16 protein-coding genes are annotated in these 16,346 nt (G+C 71.0%); 3 read left to right on the top strand and 13 right to left on the bottom strand.

The annotated features are described in order from the left end of the window. Positions 1-41 precede the first annotated feature (41 nt). The 5 genes from ACFC51_RS22495 to ACFC51_RS22475 form a co-directional block, all read right to left on the bottom strand. Complete coding sequence (locus ACFC51_RS22495) at positions 42-1,709, bottom strand: uroporphyrinogen-III synthase (RefSeq protein ID WP_376379399.1); 1,668 nt, start codon at positions 1,707-1,709, stop codon at positions 42-44. Beyond that, on the bottom strand, positions 1,706-2,692 hold the full coding sequence (hemC, locus tag ACFC51_RS22490) for a hydroxymethylbilane synthase (RefSeq protein WP_376379396.1): 987 nt from the start codon (positions 2,690-2,692) through the stop codon (positions 1,706-1,708). Before hemC ends, ACFC51_RS22495 begins: the two co-directional genes overlap by 4 nt. After that, on the bottom strand, positions 2,689-4,179 hold the full coding sequence (locus ACFC51_RS22485; protein WP_376379393.1) for a glutamyl-tRNA reductase: 1,491 nt from the start codon (positions 4,177-4,179) through the stop codon (positions 2,689-2,691). The genes hemC and ACFC51_RS22485 overlap by 4 nt, the downstream gene beginning before the upstream one ends. Continuing rightward, the gene (locus ACFC51_RS22480) at positions 4,176-4,967 is read right to left on the bottom strand and encodes a redox-sensing transcriptional repressor Rex (RefSeq protein ID WP_376379390.1); all 792 of its coding nucleotides are present in this window, start codon (positions 4,965-4,967) and stop codon (positions 4,176-4,178) included. The genes ACFC51_RS22485 and ACFC51_RS22480 overlap by 4 nt, the downstream gene beginning before the upstream one ends. A 284-nt stretch (positions 4,968-5,251) precedes the next feature. Beyond that, positions 5,252-5,527, bottom strand: a complete 276-nt coding sequence (locus ACFC51_RS22475; protein WP_376379387.1) for a glutaredoxin family protein — start codon at positions 5,525-5,527, stop codon at positions 5,252-5,254. Positions 5,528-5,660: 133 nt separating this feature from the next. On the opposite strand from ACFC51_RS22475, the gene ACFC51_RS22470 reads away from it, so the two are divergent. The 3 genes from ACFC51_RS22470 (at position 5,661) to ACFC51_RS22460 (ending at position 9,231) form a co-directional block, all read left to right on the top strand. Beyond that, entirely contained in the window at positions 5,661-6,602 is a 942-nt protein-coding gene (locus tag ACFC51_RS22470) for an HAD family hydrolase (RefSeq protein WP_376379384.1), read from the top strand. A 437-nt stretch (positions 6,603-7,039) separates the two neighbouring features. After that, entirely contained in the window at positions 7,040-7,825 is a 786-nt protein-coding gene (locus tag ACFC51_RS22465; RefSeq protein WP_376379381.1) for an ECF subfamily RNA polymerase sigma factor, BldN family, read from the top strand. A 209-nt stretch (positions 7,826-8,034) separates the two neighbouring features. Then, positions 8,035-9,231 (top strand): DUF5667 domain-containing protein, encoded by a 1,197-nt coding sequence (locus ACFC51_RS22460; protein WP_376379378.1) that lies wholly within the window; start codon positions 8,035-8,037, stop codon positions 9,229-9,231. Between the two features lie 78 nt (positions 9,232-9,309). On the opposite strand, the gene ACFC51_RS22455 is transcribed toward ACFC51_RS22460, so the two are convergent. From ACFC51_RS22455 to ACFC51_RS22420, 8 genes are all read right to left on the bottom strand, one after another. Next, on the bottom strand, positions 9,310-10,359 hold the full coding sequence (locus ACFC51_RS22455) for a lysophospholipid acyltransferase family protein (RefSeq protein WP_376381122.1): 1,050 nt from the start codon (positions 10,357-10,359) through the stop codon (positions 9,310-9,312). Between the two features lie 16 nt (positions 10,360-10,375). Next, entirely contained in the window at positions 10,376-11,446 is a 1,071-nt protein-coding gene (locus tag ACFC51_RS22450; RefSeq protein ID WP_376381119.1) for an NAD-dependent epimerase/dehydratase family protein, read from the bottom strand. Between the two features lie 311 nt (positions 11,447-11,757). Continuing rightward, a complete protein-coding gene (locus tag ACFC51_RS22445; RefSeq protein ID WP_003948845.1) occupies positions 11,758-11,856 on the bottom strand; it encodes a 30S ribosomal protein bS22 in 99 nt (32 codons plus the stop codon). Positions 11,857-11,966: 110 nt separating this feature from the next. Next, a complete protein-coding gene (locus ACFC51_RS22440) occupies positions 11,967-12,179 on the bottom strand; it encodes a helix-turn-helix domain-containing protein (protein ID WP_014046653.1) in 213 nt (70 codons plus the stop codon). A gap of 127 nt (positions 12,180-12,306) precedes the next feature. After that, on the bottom strand, positions 12,307-13,122 hold the full coding sequence (locus ACFC51_RS22435; RefSeq protein ID WP_376381116.1) for a phosphatase: 816 nt from the start codon (positions 13,120-13,122) through the stop codon (positions 12,307-12,309). A 75-nt stretch (positions 13,123-13,197) separates the two neighbouring features. Continuing rightward, entirely contained in the window at positions 13,198-14,370 is a 1,173-nt protein-coding gene (locus tag ACFC51_RS22430) for an acetoin utilization protein AcuC (protein ID WP_376530436.1), read from the bottom strand. Next, positions 14,339-15,541 carry an MFS transporter gene (locus ACFC51_RS22425; RefSeq protein WP_376381110.1) on the bottom strand — a complete coding sequence of 401 codons (1,203 nt, stop codon included), beginning with the start codon at positions 15,539-15,541 and terminating at the stop codon, positions 14,339-14,341. Before ACFC51_RS22425 ends, ACFC51_RS22430 begins: the two co-directional genes overlap by 32 nt. 42 nt (positions 15,542-15,583) lie before the next feature. Next, complete coding sequence (locus ACFC51_RS22420; RefSeq protein ID WP_376381107.1) at positions 15,584-16,231, bottom strand: HAD family hydrolase; 648 nt, start codon at positions 16,229-16,231, stop codon at positions 15,584-15,586. Positions 16,232-16,346 lie beyond the last annotated feature (115 nt).

Below are 16,346 nucleotides of genomic sequence, written 5' to 3'. Positions count from 1 at the left end.
CCCGAAGGAAGCGACCGGGCCCCGCGCTCACACCGTCGGCGTCAGGTGGTCGTCCGGCGGCGCCGGGCGCCCGGGCGCCGCTCGCTCGGCCGGGTCACCGGGTCACCGGCCTCCTTCGCCGCGTCCCTGCGCTGCGCGCCGAAGTCCGCCAGCGCCTGGGCCAGCTTGTGGACCGACGGCTCCGGGGACAGGACGTCGACCCGCAGGCCGTGCTCCTCGGCGGTCTTCGCCGTGGCGGGACCGATGCACGCGATCACCGTCACGTTGTGCGGCTTGCCCGCGATACCGACCAGGTTGCGGACGGTGGAGGACGAGGTGAAGAGCACCGCGTCGAAACCGCCGCCCTTGATCGCCTCGCGGGTGTCGGCCGGCGGCGGCGAAGCGCGGACCGTGCGGTACGCGGTGACGTCGTCGACCTCCCAGCCCAGCTCGATGAGCCCGGCCACCAGGGTCTCCGTGGCGATGTCCGCACGCGGCAGGAACACCCGGTCGATCGGGTCGAAGACCGGGTCGTACGGCGGCCAGTCCTCCAGCAGCCCCGCGGCCGACTGCTCACCGGAGGGCACCAGGTCGGGCTTCACACCGAAGTCGACGAGCGCCGCGGCGGTCTGCTCGCCGACGGCCGCGACCTTGATCCCGGCGAAGGCACGGGCGTCGAGCCCGTACTCCTCGAACTTCTCCCGCACGGCCTTCACCGCGTTCACCGAGGTGAACGCGATCCACTCGTACCGGCCCGTGACCAGGCCCTTGACCGCCCGCTCCATCTGCTGGGGCGTGCGCGGCGGCTCGACGGCGATGGTCGGGACCTCGTGCGGCACGGCACCGTAGGAACGCAGTTGGTCGGAGAGCGACGCCGCCTGCTCCTTCGTGCGCGGCACGAGCACCTTCCAGCCGAACAGCGGCTTGGACTCGAACCACGCGAGCTGGTCGCGCTGGGCGGCGGAGCTGCGCTCGCCGACCACGGCTATGACGGGCAGGTGCCCGTCCGGCGACGGGAGGACCTTCGCCTGCTTCAGGACCTGGGCGATCGTCCCGAGCGTCGCCGTCCAGGTGCGCTGGCGGGTCGTCGTCCCGGCGATCGTGACCGTGAGCGGGGTGTCGGGCTTGCGGCCCGCCGAGACCAGCTCACCGGCGGCCGCGGCCACCGAGTCCAGCGATGCCGACACGACGGCCGTCGCATCGCTCGCGCCGACCTCGGACCAGCAGCGGTCCGACGCCGTACGGGCGTCGACGAAGCGCACGTCCGCACCCTGCGCGTCACGCAGCGGCACACCGGCGTAGGCGGGGACGCCGACGGCGTTGGCGATTCCGGGCACGACCTCGAAGGGCACACCCGCGGCGGCGCAGGCGAGCATCTCGGCACCCGTGTCGCCGTCCAGGCCGGGGTCGCCCGTGACGGCACGCACCACCCGCCTGCCGCCCTTCGCTGCCTCCATGACAAGATTGGCGGCATCCCTGAGAACGGGTACTCCGGCGGGTGTTGACGCCACGTCAACAACCGTCAGCTCAGGCGTGCTTACCCCTGCCCGCGCATGGCAGCGGACGACGTCGAGAACGTCCGGTTCAGCGACAAGGACGTCCGCGCTCGCAAGCGCCTCGACAGCGCGCAGAGTCAGCAGTCCCGGGTCGCCGGGACCGGCGCCGAGGAAGGTGACATGCCCTGAAGCCAGGACAGGGAAGTCGGATACGACAGGGCCGGTGGGGCTCAAAGTGCTCGCTCCCCCATAAGACCGGCCGCACCCTTGGCAAGCATCTCGGCCGCGAGCTCGCGACCGAGGGCCGCCGCGTCGTCGTGCGACGTGGGGACGGGACCGGTGATGGACAGCTGCACCAGGGAAGTGCCGTCGGTTGAACCGACGACACCGCGCAGGCGCAGTTCGTTGACAACCTGCGCGTCGGCCAGGAGGTCGGCCAGCGCACCCACAGGTGCGGAACAGCCGGCCTCCAGGGCGTTGAGCAGGGCGCGCTCGGCAGTGACGGCGACCCGGGTGTAGGGGTCGTCGAGCTCGGCGAGCGCCGCGGCGAGGTCCGTGCTGCTTTCAGCACATTCGATCGCCAGTGCTCCCTGGCCGGGAGCGGGCAGGACGGTGTCGGCCGGCAGGAAGTCGGTGACCTCGTCCGTGCGTCCGAGGCGGCTGAGCCCGGCGGCGGCGAGTACCACCGCGTCCAGCTCCCCGCTCCGTACGAATCCGATGCGCGTATCGACATTGCCGCGGATCGCGACGGTCTCTATCTCGAGGCCGTGCGAGCGGGCGTACGCGTTGAGCTGCGCCATGCGGCGCGGCGAGCCGGTGCCGATGCGGGCACCGGGCGGCAGCTGCTCGAACGTCAGCCCGTCCCGCGCCACCAGTGCGTCGCGCGGGTCCTCGCGCACCGGCACCGCGGCCAGGACGAGCCCCTCGGGCTGCACGGTCGGCAGGTCCTTGAGCGAGTGGACGGCGAAGTCCACCTCGCCGCTCAGCAGCGCCTCGCGCAGGGCCGCGACGAACACACCGGTCCCGCCGATCTGCGCCAGGTTCTCCCGGGAGACGTCTCCGTACGTGGTGATCTCCACGAGCTCCACGGCACGCCCGGTCACCTCACGGACCGCGTCGGCGACCATGCCGGACTGCGCCATGGCGAGCTTGCTGCGCCGGGTGCCTAGCCGGAGCGGTGTGGTGGTCTCCCCGCCCAGGGGTGAGTTGTCGGTCATGACCGCCCTCTATTCGGGTCGTTCAGGTCTGCCCGGGAGACGGCGGCCACCGTCTGCGGGTCGAGGTCGAAGAGTTCCCGCAGCGCATCGGCGTACCCGGCGCCGCCGGGCTCGCTGGCGAGCTGCTTGACCCGCACGGTGGGCGCGTGCAGGAGCTTGTCGACGACGCGGCGCACGGTCTGCGTGATCTCGGCGCGCTGTTTCTCGTCCAGGTCGGGGAGGCGCCCGTCGAGCCGCGCGATCTCGCCGGCCACCACATCGGCGGCCATGGTGCGCAGGGCGACGACGGTCGGAGTGATGTGGGCGGCGCGCTGCGCGGCCCCGAACGCGGCGACCTCGTCGGCGACGATGGTGCGCACCTGGTCCACATCGGCGGCCATCGGGGCGTCCGCGGACGCCTCGGCGAGCGACTCGATGTCGACGAGGCGCACACCGGCGATGCGGTGGGCCGCACCGTCGATGTCACGCGGCATCGCGAGGTCGAGCAGATGGATCCGGGCGGGGCCCGTACCGGCCGGACGCGGCACGGCCCGGCGCACGGCCCGGTCCTGCGCGGCGGTGGCGGAGCCGTTCTCCACCCACGCGGCGTGCTGGTCCAGCTCGTCGGGGACGGGGGCCGCGGGAGCCTCGGGCGCCTGCGCGGCGTTGTCGAAGTCGACGCCGAGCGCGTCGGCGACGACCTCCGCGCTCAGGACGAGCCCGGTCGCGCCCGTACAGGACACCACGATGTCGGCACGTGTCAGTTCGTCCGTCACCCGGGCCATCTCCACGGCGCGCGCCGTCGGCACACCGGCCTGGCCGAGGATCTCGACGAGCCGGTCGGCGCGGGCCCGGGTCCGGTTGGCGACGACGATCTCGTCGACGCCGGCACGGGCCAGGGTGGCGGCGGCCAGCGAGGACATCGAGCCCGCGCCGATCACCAGCGCGCGCTTCCCGGCGGCCCACTCGGCGACCTCGGCGCCGTCGGCCAGCTGCTCGAGACCGAAGGTGACGAGCGACTGCCCGGCCCGGTCGATCCCCGTCTCGCTGTGGGCGCGCTTGCCGACCCGCAGGGCCTGCTGGAAGAGGTCGTTCAGCAGCCGGCCGGCGGTGTGGAGCTCCTGCCCCAGCGCCAGCGCGTCCTTGATCTGGCCGAGGATCTGGCCCTCGCCGACGACCATCGAGTCCAGCCCGCACGCCACCGAGAAGAGGTGGTGGACGGCACGGTCCTCGTAGTGCACATAAAGATAAGGAGTGAGCTCGTCCAGCCCGACCCCGCTGTGCTGCGCGAGCAGGGTGGACAGCTCGGCAACACCCGCGTGGAACTTGTCCACGTCCGCGTACAGCTCGATGCGGTTGCAGGTGGCCAGGACGGCGGCCTCGGTCGCGGGCTCCGCGGCGAGGGTGTCCTGAAGCAGTTTCGTGCGGGCCTCGGCCGCCAGCGACGCCCGCTCCAGCACGGAGACGGGGGCGCTGCGGTGACTCAGCCCTACGACCAGGAGACTCATGCCGGCATCACGGCGGGCATGTCCCCGTCAGGTCCCTTCCGGCCGGTGGGGGTGGCGCGCATCGGAGGCGCCTCGTCGGCGTCGGCGTCGCCGCCCACACCCGCCCTGCCGTCGGCAGCGGCTTCCTCGCCGGCCTTGCGCTGCTCGTGGAAGGCGAGGATCTGAAGCTCGATCGAGAGATCGACCTTGCGCACGTCGACACCGTCGGGCACGGACAGCACCGTCGGCGCGAAGTTCAGGATGGAGGTCACCCCTGCGGCGACGAGCCGGTCGCAGACCTGCTGGGCCGCGCCGGGCGGGGTGGTGATGACACCGATCGACACGCCGTTGTCGCTGATGATCCGGTCGAGGTCGTCGGTGTGCTGCACGGCGATCCCTGCCACGGGCGTGCCCGCCATGGCGGGGTCGGCGTCGATCAGGGCCGCGACCCGGAAACCACGGGAGGCGAAGCCGCCGTAGTTGGCGAGCGCGGCGCCGAGATTACCGATGCCGACGATCGCGACCGGCCAGTCCTGGGTGAGCCCGAGCTCACGGGAGATCTGGTAGACGAGGTACTCGACGTCGTAACCGACACCACGCGTGCCGTAGGAGCCCAGATAACTGAAGTCCTTGCGCAGCTTCGCGGAATTGACTCCCGCCGCTGCGGCGAGTTCCTCGGAGGACACCGTCGGAACCGAGCGCTCGGAGAGCGCCGTCAGTGCGCGGAGATACAGCGGAAGCCGGGCGACGGTGGCCTCGGGAATTCCTCGGCTACGGGTCGCCGGTCGGTGAGTTCGGCCAGTTGCCACGGTGCTCCTGCGGGATGAGCGGGGCTGCAGGCGGCCGTATGTCCTATGACCGCCCCGTCGACAGCAGGCTATGTCTTTGTGAACGCGTGCACAAAGATGGTGTCCGTTTTGTCTGGTCAAAGTGACCGGGGTCACGCATATTCCAGGCGCGATCCCGGAACCCGGGACACCATCAGCCCGTTGCGGGCCCGAAGGGGGCAAGACGGTACACACTCCTCATGTCCACGCCCCCGAGACCACTCAAAACGCCCATGATGTTACCGGGTTTCGCCAAGGAAGCCCCCTCACGTGCGCAGGGCCGTGCGCAGCCTCGCCGGGTCCACGCGCCAGAAGGTGTGCTGCTCGCCGTCGATCAGGACCACCGGGATCTGCTCCCAGTACTCCTTGTGCAGCACCTCGTCCTCCGTGATGTCCTTCTCCACCCAGGACGCGCCGGTCTCCTCGCAGACCGCGCTCACCACCTGTCGCGCGTCGTCACAGAGATGGCACCCGGGCTTCCCCACCAGGGTCACCACCCGGTCCGCGGGCTTCCTCTTCGTACGACGCAGCAATGCACTCATACCTTCATTCTGCGCCCCCGGCCGAGCGTCCGAAGGCGCGGAATCACCCGTTTAACGCCCCGGCCCCGGAGAGTTCACACCGCCGCATCCCGCCGGGTCGGGAAGAGCCGAACGGAATGGCTATGCTCACGACATGGCCGCTCTTGGATGGCTCACCCCCCGCAGGCGCCCCGCCACGGCACGCAGCGTGCTCGCAGGCGAGGCCGCAGCCGAGGCCGCGCGGAAGTCGGCACTCCCCTCCGGCGCCGAAGAGCTGCCGGCCGTCCCCGAAGAGAACGGGGAGCCCCCCTTCCCGGTGGCCGGGGACACCCGGGCCGCCGCCTTCTTCGACCTCGACAACACCGTGATGCAGGGCGCCGCGATCTTCCACTTCGGCCGCGGCCTGTACAAGCGGAAGTTCTTCGAGCGCCGCGAACTGACCAGGTTCGCCTGGCAGCAGGCGTGGTTCAGGCTGGCCGGGGTCGAGGACCCCGAGCACATGCAGGACGCCCGCGACAGCGCGCTGTCCATCGTCAAGGGCCACCGCGTCTCCGAGCTGATGTCCATCGGCGAGGAGATCTACGACGAGTACATGGCCGACCGCATCTGGCCCGGCACCCGCGCCCTGGCGCAGGCCCACCTCGACGCGGGCCAGAGGGTCTGGCTGGTCACCGCCGCACCGGTGGAGACCGCCACGATCATCGCCCGCCGCCTCGGCCTGACCGGCGCCCTGGGCACCGTCGCCGAATCGGTCGACGGCGTCTACACCGGACGGCTCGTCGGCGAACCCCTCCACGGCCCGGCGAAGGCCGAGGCGGTCCGCGCGCTGGCATCGGCCGAGGGCCTGGACCTGGAGCGCTGCGCGGCGTACAGCGACTCGCACAACGACATCCCGATGCTGTCCCTGGTCGGCCACCCGTACGCGATCAACCCGGACGCCAAGCTGCGCAAGCACGCCCGCGCCCTGGACTGGCGGCTGCGCGACTACCGCACCGGCCGCAAGGCGGCCAAGGTCGGCATCCCGGCTGCGGCCGGCGTCGGCGCACTGGCCGGGGGCACCGCGGCCGCCGTGGCGCTCCACCGCCGCCGCCGCTGACCCCTCTGCCCCTCCCCCTTCCCCTTCCCCGAACGCGCGGCCGGACCCTGTCCCGCCGCGCGTTCGGCGTCGTCCCGCCGCCTCCCGCCTGCGTGCGGCGCGGAGCGGCACGCCCGGAGACGTACGGCCAATCGGGAGCGGAACATCGGAACGGGACACCCATCGCTCCGGCCAGTCGCATTGCGTGCGGGCGACCACAACCCGTCGCCGCCGCAGGCAGATCACGAAGCCATTCGATCAATAACCGGTCACGATGTGCCACTTGAACCGTCACTTAGAGGTTACGGAAGCGACGGAACCGGTGATTTGAGCAACTGGGTGTAGCACCGCCTGTACGAAGCGTTATTCTCCTCAGACGCACAAGGAGCCCGCCACCCGCTACCACGAGTGACGGTTTTCGAACTGCACGTGATGGAAGCTCTGCCTCTGGGAGTCCCGTGTACCCACACGTCGGGGTTGACACCTCGGGCCTGGCTACGCTGCGCGCAACGGTCCTCGACCACTTGCGCGGCTTCGTCCCCACCGCGTACGCCGTCCCCCAATTTGCCACCCCTGTACCTGCCGGCCCTTGCTATGCGCTGGCCGAACGCAGCGCGGCCGTCGGAAGACGGAGCAACCGCGTCGCCCCGACCGCCACGTCGTCGGCTCCCGCCCGCCGGCCGGCGGCCGACAGCGACAGCGCGCGCATGATGGATCTCGTCGAGCGCGCCCAGGCCGGTGAGGCCGAGGCCTTCGGCCGCCTGTACGACCAGTACAGCGACACCGTGTACCGGTACATCTACTACCGCGTGGGAGGGAAGGCGACAGCGGAGGACCTCACCAGCGAGACCTTCCTGCGCGCCCTGCGCCGCATCTCCACCTTCACCTGGCAGGGCCGCGATTTCGGCGCCTGGCTGGTCACGATCGCTCGCAACCTGGTCGCCGACCACTTCAAATCCAGTCGTTTCCGACTGGAAGTGACCACCGGCGAAATGCTCGACGCCAACGAGGTCGCGCGGAGCCCGGAGGACTCCGTCCTGGAGTCCCTCTCCAACGCCGCACTGCTGCAAGCCGTTCGCCGCCTCAACCCGCAGCAGCAGGAGTGCGTGACCCTGAGATTCCTCCAGGGCCTCTCGGTCGCCGAGACCGCCCGGGTCATGGGGAAGAACGAGGGCGCGATCAAAACCTTGCAGTACCGGGCGGTGCGGACACTCGCACGACTCCTCCCGGACGACGCCCGCTGACATCACCATCCGTGACGTGTTCGTGACACACCGATCGGATCATCTTTCGTCCGTAACCCAACTGCCGCGCCACTCGTTGTGCCGGATGCAGGCCCCCTGTCGCCTCGCCAGACCGTTTCCACTCGCTCGATCGTGTGGAAACGACTCCGGCGGGCAACCTTCCGGACCCTCAGGGGAGTCGACCGTCATGACGAGAGGAGGTGCCGCCAGTGATCGCAAACGTTTCGGCACACCGGCGGGCGAACGCCTTCGCCCAGGCCCTGGAGGAGCAGTCCCCCCAGGGTGCGGCGGCCGTACAGCCCGAGGACCCGGCCGAACCGGCCGACCACGGAACGCTGTTGGCCCTGGCGAACGGCCTCGGTGAGCTACCGGAGCCGCAATTCGATCCCGAGGTCAAAGTGGTGCAGCGAGCACAGCTCGTCGCAGCCATGGAGACCATGTTCGCCGAAGGCGGTGCGTCCACGGGCCCTACGGTGCCCGAACAGCGGAACAAGGGAGCCCACCGGGCCTCCCCGATCCGGAGGCTGCGTCCCCGCTCCCGCTGGGCGAAGGGCCTCACCGCGGGCGGGCTCACGGTCGGTGTGGCCGCGGGAGCGTTCGGCGGAGTGGCCGCTGCCAGTTCCGACGCCCTGCCGGGTGACTCCCTCTACCCGCTGAAGCGCGGGATGGAGGACCTCAGCCTCGGCATGGCCGACGGCGACGCCGACCGCGGCGAGGCCTACCTCGACCAGGCGTCGACCCGCCTCAGCGAAGCACGCCGGCTCATGGAGCGGGGCCGCGCGGGAGAGATGGACCACGAATCCATCGGCGAGGTCAGGCGCGCACTCGACGGCATGACGCACGACGCCACCGAGGGCCACCGCCTGCTCCACACCGCCTACGAGCGCGACGGATCCATCGGTCCCATCCAGACACTGGACTCCTTCACCCGCTCGCACCGTGCGAGCTGGAGCAGCCTCCGCGAGCGGCTGCCGGTCCAGCTGACCGACATCAGCGACAAGGTCAGCTCCGTCTTCGAGGCCATGGACCAGGAAGTCGCACCCCTGCAGTCCCTGCTGCCCCGTACACCGGGCACCGGCCGGGACGCACCACCGGCCGGCTCCCCCCGGAAGGACCAGGGCTCCTCGGCCCCGGACCGCAAGGCGCCTTCCTCTTCCGCCGCCCCGGACGACAGCGCCTCCACCAGCACCCCGCCGAAGCCCTCGGGCTCCGACAGCGGTCCTGCCGACGACCTGCTCGACGGCGGCACGGACGGCCTGCTCGACGACCTCCCGACGGACGGCACCACCCCGTCGTCCCCGGGCGGCACCTCCGGTGCGTCCCCCGCGCCCGACGTCACCCTGCCTCCGCTGCTCCCGGGCCTCCTGCCCGGTCTGGGCATCGACGGCGAGGACATCGAGCCCTAGGGGCGACCGCATGCGGGGAGGGGGCCGTCCCGACCGGGCGGCCCCCTCCCCGCATGCGTGCGGCGCAGCCGCGTGAGGTCAGAAGAAGACCGACCTGCGCTGCACCAGCAGCTTGTACAGCGTGTGCTGGATCTGTTCCCGGACCTGGTCCGTCAGGTTGAACATCAGCATCGGGTCCTCCGCCGCCTCCGGCGGATACCCGTCCGTGAGGATCGGCTCCCCGAACTGGATCGTCCACTTCGTCGGCAGCGGCAGGGCCCCCAACGGCCCCAGCCACGGGAACGTCGGCGTGATCGGGAAGTACGGCACACCCAGGACCCGCGCGAGCGTCTTGGAGTTGCCGATCATCGGATAGATCTCCTCCGCGCCGACGATCGAGCACGGCACGATCGGCACCCCGGCCCGCAGGGCCGTCGACACGAAGCCGCCCCGCCCGAAGCGCTGCAGCTTGTACCGCTCACCGAACGGCTTCCCGATCCCCTTGAAGCCCTCCGGCATCACCCCGACGACCTCACCGGACTGCAGGAGCCGCTCGGCGTCCTCCGCGCAGGCCAGGGTGTGCCCGGCCTTGCGCGCCAGCTCGTTGACGACCGGGAGCATGAAGACCAGGTCGGCCGCGAGCAGCCGCAGATGCCGCTCAGCGGGGTGGTTGTCGTGCACCGCGACCTGGAGCATCAGCCCGTCCAGCGGCAGCGTCCCGGAGTGGTTGGCCACGATGAGCGCCCCGCCGTCGGACGGGATGTTCTCGATGCCCTTGACCTCGACCCGGAAGTACCGGTCGGCGAGCGGCCTCAGCACCGACATGAGGACCTGGTCGGTCAGCTCCTTGTCATAGCCGAACTCGTCGACGTCGTAATCGCCTGTCAGCCTCCGCCGCAGGAACGCGAGCCCGCCCGCGATCCGCCGGTCCCAGCTGTTCGCGGGAGCCTCCCCCTCGCCCCCTGAGGGGGCCCCGGCGGCCTCAGCGGCCCCTTCCGGCACCTGACCGCCCGGCAGGGCGCTCACGGGCGCCGGGACGGCCGTCGCGGGTGTCTGCACCCGGCCACCGCCCGGCAGCACACCTCTGCGCCGTCCCGCGCCGGAGCGCGAGCGGTCGTCGTCGAAGGGAATGACCTTGGCGTCCGCCATCGTCGGTCGCGCTCCTCTACCTGGCGCCGTGCGTCGAATGTGCCGTGCCGGCCGGTCCCCCGCCGAGCGGCAGCCCGGCCAGCCTCCCGACCGCCCTGCCCACCCGCTCGGGAGGCAGCAGCCCCGGCCCCCTGCTCCGCGCGAACTCCGCGAAGGTCTCGGCCGTGGTGAACTTCGGACGGAACCCCAGCGTCTCGCGCATCTGCACCGTCGATACCACCCTGCCGTGGGTCAGCAGCCGGATCTGTTCCGGCGAGAAGTCCGTCATACCGATCGTACGGAGCGCCGACCCCACCCAGGTGACCGCAGGCAGCAGCACCGGGACGGTCGGCCGCCCGAGCCTCCGCGAGCACTGCGAGAGCAGCAGCACACCGTCACCGGCGATGTTGAACGTGCCGCTGTTCAGCGTCCCGCGCCGGGGTTCACGCGCGGCGATCTCCAGTACGTCGACGACGTCGTCCTCGTGCACGAACTGGAGCCGGGGGTCGTACCCGAGGACTGTCGGCAGGACCGGCAGCGCCAGGTAGTCGGCGAGCGGCGAGTCCGGCTCGGGGCCCAGGATGTTCGCGAACCTCAGCACACACACGGCCACGTCCGGCCTGCGGCGGGCGAACCCGCGGACATACCCCTCGACCTCCACCGCGTCCTTGGCGAAGCCACCGCTGGGCAGGGACTTGGGCGGCGTCGTCTCGGTGAAGACCGCGGGGTCGCGCGGGGCGGAGCCGTAGACGTTCGTGCTGGACTTGACCACCAGCCGCTGGACGGACGGGGACTTCTGGCAGGCGCCGAGCAGCTGCATCGTGCCGATGACGTTGGTCTCCTTGACCGTCGTCCGGCCGCCCGTGCCGAGCGCCTTCGCGGACACGTCCAGGTGGACGACCGTGTCGACCGAGTACTCGGCGAGGATCCTGGCGATCGCCGACTGCCGGATGTCCGCCAGGACGAATTCCGCGTCGCCCAGCTGGTGCGCGGGCGCGACGGCGTCCAGGGCGATCACCCGGTCCACGCCGGGATCGCGCTGGATGCGCCGCACGAAACGGCCACCCAGCTGCCGGGCCGCGCCTGTGACGAGCACGATCTTCCCCAAGATCAGGGCCTTCCGTCGACCGTTCACCGAGCGGGGTCTTCCCCCTGGCCGTCACCGTAGTCGGTGGATGTTGCCCTGTGATGACCCCAGGCGGGCTTTACCGAACCGATGGCGGGATTCCACCGGACCGCCGCACGAAGCGGGAGCCCGGCGCACGGAACCCCCGGCCGGGCTCCGCGCCCGCCGGACGGAGCGCGCGGGACGCGGCGCCGGTACTCCGGCCCGCAGGGCTCGGAGCACCGGCCCGGAAACGCGCCGAGGCCCTCCCGCCAGGACGGCGGAAGGGCCTCGGTCTCACGAACTGCGTTCGCTTACTTCTTGTTGCGACGCTGAACGCGCGTGCGCTTGAGCAGCTTGCGGTGCTTCTTCTTGGCCATCCGCTTGCGCCGCTTCTTGATAACAGAGCCCACGACTACCCTCGCTCACTTCTTCTTCACTGGTGCGGGGCGTCTGGGCCCACACGACCTACGTCGGCCTAGCCTACCCGCCACCGGGTGAGGGGCGTAATCCGAGGGCTGAGTCAGGCCGACTCCACCCCCACGAAGGACTCACGGAGATACTCGTGAACCGCTTGCTCCGGGACCCGGAAGGACCTTCCCACCCGGATCGCCGGCAGATGACCGCTGTGCACCAAGCGGTACACGGTCATCTTCGACACCCTCATGACCGAGGCGACTTCCGCCACGGTCAGAAACTTGACCTCGTTGAGAGGCCTCTCGCTGCCAGCAGCCATGACCCACCTGTACCTTCCGCACGAGACGCGCACCGGCTTCCCCTCCGGTGACTCTTCGTCGTTGTGCGCTCACTCCCCAGATTAGGGGCGGGTGATGCAGTGGGGAAGAGGTGAGGCGATCGGCCGCCTACTGTGACAGACAGGCCCGATTGAGTACATACCGAGCGAGGGGCCGGTAGTGGTCCGCCTGCACACCGTCGTCGAGCGGAACGGCGACGGACACCCGTCCCTCCGCCTCACCCACGAACAGCGCGGGGTCGTCCGTGTCCGCCAGCCCGATGGCCTCGATGCCCAGCTGACCTGCCCCGCAGACCCATCCGTGGTCCCCGACCACCAGCTCGGGCAGCACCCCCCGCGCGTCCACCGCCTCCTCCAGCACGGCCCGAACCGGCAGCGGGGAATGGGTGTGTGCGCCGGTGACACCACCCGGGGCCCGCACGCCCGGTTCACGCACCAGCGCGACACCTCGTACGTAGTCGAGGTTGTACGTGCGTACGCCGAACCGGGTCGTTATGTCGACACATCGCCCCTGCGCAGGGGTGAGCACCGTGCATCCCGCCGCCGACAAAGCGTCTGCCAGACCGGCGTAGAACCCGAGTAGCCGGTGCGGATGCCCGGTGCCGAACAGCACCGGAGCCCGCCTCTCCGCAGCCCTGGCGAGCCGTTCCGCGAAGGCGTCCAGCGCGGCCAGGGTCCGCTCCGGATCGATGACGTCCAGCCCTGACACATGATCAGGATCGGCGGACACCCCGCACTTGTCGGCCATCAGCCGCAGCAGGTCACGCTCGCCCCAGACCCGCTCCGGATCGAGCCCGAGCATCACACGGGGGTCCCGCGCCGCGAAAAGCCGGTAACTCCGAAGGCTGGTCTCCCGGGACGTGGCCACAGGACCCGCGAGCCGGGCCGCCAGCAGATGAGCGCGCAGCGCTCCGGTGCTCAACACCCTCCCGATGCTCCCGCACCGGGGGCACTCCCGGGCCGGAACCCGGATACCGCCCCACCGTTGGCGTAACCCTCCTCAGGCCAGCAGCCCCCGCAGCGGGAACGCCGAGCGGCGGGTCGCCAGCACCGCCTGGTCCAGCCGGTCGGCCGGGTCGTACCCGTCCGCCCACGGCTTCCACACCGGCGTACGTCCGTCCGTCATCCGCCCGGGACCCGACTGCCGCGTACGGGCGTAGACCTCGTCCCGCCACGACGACGGGATCACCGACTCCGGGTCCACCGGGGCGTGCGCGGCGATCCCCACGAGATGGGTCCAGGAACGCGGCACCACATCCACCACCGCGTAACCGCCCCCGCCCAGGGCCACCCAGCGCCCGTCCTCCGCGTAGGTGTGAGCGAGCTCGTGACACGCCTCCATGACGGCCCGCTGCGCGTCCAGCGACACGGCGAGATGGGCCAGCGGGTCCTCGGCATGCGTATCGGCACCGTGCTGCGTCACCAGCACCTGCGGCCGGAAGTCCTCCAACAGCTCCGGCACCACCGCGTGGAACGCCCGCAGCCACCCCGCGTCGCCCGTCCCGGCCGGCAGCGCCACGTTCACCGCACCGCCCTCCCCCGCCCCGGAACCCGTCTCCTCGGGCCACCCGGACTGCGGGAACAGCGTGCGCGGGTGCTCGTGCAGCGACACGGTCAGCACCCGGGGATCCTCCCAGAACGCAGCCTGCACCCCGTCCCCGTGGTGGACGTCCACATCCACGTACGCCACGCGCCGAGCGCCCAGTTCCAGCAGCCGGGCGATGGCGAGCGCCGGGTCGTTGTACACGCAGAAGCCCGAGGCTCCCCCGGGCATCGCGTGGTGCAGCCCGCCCGTGAAGTTCACCGCGTGGGCGCTCTCCCCCCGCCACACCGCCTCCGCGGCCCCCACAGAGAGCCCGGCGATGAGCGCGGACGCCTCGTGCATCCCCGTGAAGGCCGGATCGTCGACGGTCCCCAGCCCGTACGCCTGGTCGGCCGACGCCGGATCGTCCGACGCCGACCGCACGGCCGCCACGTAGTCCTCACGGTGCACGAGCCGCAGCGTGGAGTCCCCGGCGGACTTGGCCGACCTGACGTCGACCGCCCCGTCCAGCCCGAACGCCCGCACCAGCCCCATCGTCAGGGCGAGTCTCACCGGATCCATGGGGTGACCGGACCCGAAGTCGTATGCCGTTACTGCCTCATCCCACATCAGCTGCGCGCGCCCGCTCATGCCCGCCACCGTATCGGGCGGGTTCCGCGCCGAACGACCGGGCGTACACGAGGGTCGCGAGGACCAGCACCATGGGCACGAGCATCGCACCGCGGTAGCTCCACGCGTCCCCGAGCGCCCCCACCAGCGGCGACCCGACGAGGAACCCCACGTAGTTGAAGACGTTCAGCCGGGCGACGGCCACATCGCTCGCACCGGGGAACATCCTCCCCGCCGCCGCGAAGGTCTGCGGCACGATCACACACAGCCCGAGCCCCAGCAGGGTGAAGCCGAGCATCCCCCACCAGGCGCCGGGCGCCACCGCCACCACCGCGAACCCCGCGGCGGCCAGCACACTGCCGCCCCGCACCACCGCCACCGCCCCGAACCGCCGAACCCCCAGGTCACCGACGGCCCGGCCCAGCAGCGTCGTCACCATGTAGACGTTGTACGGAACCGTCGCCAGCTGCTCCGAACTGCCCAGCACGTCCTGGAGGTACTTCGCACTCCAGTTGGAGACCGTCGAGTCCCCGATGTACGCGAACGCCATGACCAGGCAGAGCGGCAGCAGCAGCCTGAACGGCACGGACGCGTCCTGACCGCCGTCCGCCTCCGCCACACCCCCGCCGGCCTTCCCCTCCGTGTACCACCGGCTCCCGAGCAGCGCCGCCGGCAGCAGGACGGCCACCGCCGGCAGGTAGGACACCAGCAGCGACAGATCCCAGTGCGCCCCCGCCCACGCCATCGACGCCCCGGCTATCCCGCCCAGGCTGTAGGCCGCGTGGAACCCGAGCATGATGCTGCGCCCGTACGCCCGCTGGAGGCTGACGCCCATCATGTTCATCGAGGCGTCCAGAGCACCCACGGCCAGCCCGAAGACGCCCAGGGCGAGGGCCACCTGCCAGATCTCGCTTCCGGCTCCCACCCCGAGCAGCGCGAGCATCACGACGGGCTGCGCCCACCGCAGCACGACCCCGGGCCGCACCCGGGCGACCAGCTTCTCGGTGGCCACGCTGGCGACCCCCGCCAGGACAGGCACCGCGGCGAGGAAGGCGGGCAGGAGCCCGTCGGATATCCCGTAACGGTCCTGAATGGCGGGGATACGCGTCACGAGCAGCGCGAAGGCCACTCCCTGCACCAGAAAGCTCAGGGCCAGCGAGGCTCTGCCGTACCGCAACCGCGCATCCGTCATGGCCGCGAGCGTAGAGCCCCGGTCTACCGCTGGGTAGATCGATCAGCCGAGAAGTTTGGGGAGCTGGGACATGTCGGAGAAGTGCCCGGTGACGCCGACGAGCCGGTCCGCCGGCATCATCGAGGTGAAGCCGTACACGTCCATCCCGGCGGCCCGGGCTGCCTCGACGCCGAGCGGGCTGTCCTCGATGACGACACACCTCTCGGGGGCGATGCCCATCCGGTCGGCGGCGTGGAGGAACAGGTCCGGCGCGGGTTTTCCCTGCCCGACGTCCTCGGAGCTGAAGATCCACTCGTCCTCGAACCACTGGTCGAGCCCGGTGTTCAGGTGCCCGGCCGCGATCTTCTGGTGGCTTCCGGACGAGGCGACGCAGTACGCGACCCCGTCGGCGACGAGGTCGCCGAGCAGCTCGTTGACGCCGTCGACCGCGGCCAGCCGCTCCTGCTGGAACGCGGAGAGGGTCCGCCGGTGGAGCTCCTCGTCGAAGTCCGCGGGGAGCTTCTGACCGGTCCGCTCCTCGACGAGGTCGTGGACCCGGTGGATCGCGGCCCCCATGTAGTCGCGGAGGGACTCCTCGTACGAGGTGGGGTGGCCGAGCTCGGTGAGGTAGCCGGCCAGGACGGTGTTGGAGATCGGCTCACTGTCGACGAGCACGCCGTCGTTGTCGAAGATGACCAGTTCGTAGCGCATGGTTCGACCCTAGACGCTCAGAACGCAGAAAAGCCCCGTGCCACAAGGGCACGGGGCTTTCCCGGAATAATTGTTCGGCGGCGTCCTACTCTCCCACAGGGTCCCCCCTGCAGTA

The sequence above is a fragment of the Streptomyces sp. NPDC055962 genome (genome assembly GCF_042270185.1).
In the GTDB taxonomy this organism is placed as follows: Bacteria; Actinomycetota; Actinomycetes; order Streptomycetales; family Streptomycetaceae; genus Streptomyces.
Note: the sequence above shows the minus strand (reverse complement) of the source record. Positions and strands in the feature narration are given on the sequence as shown.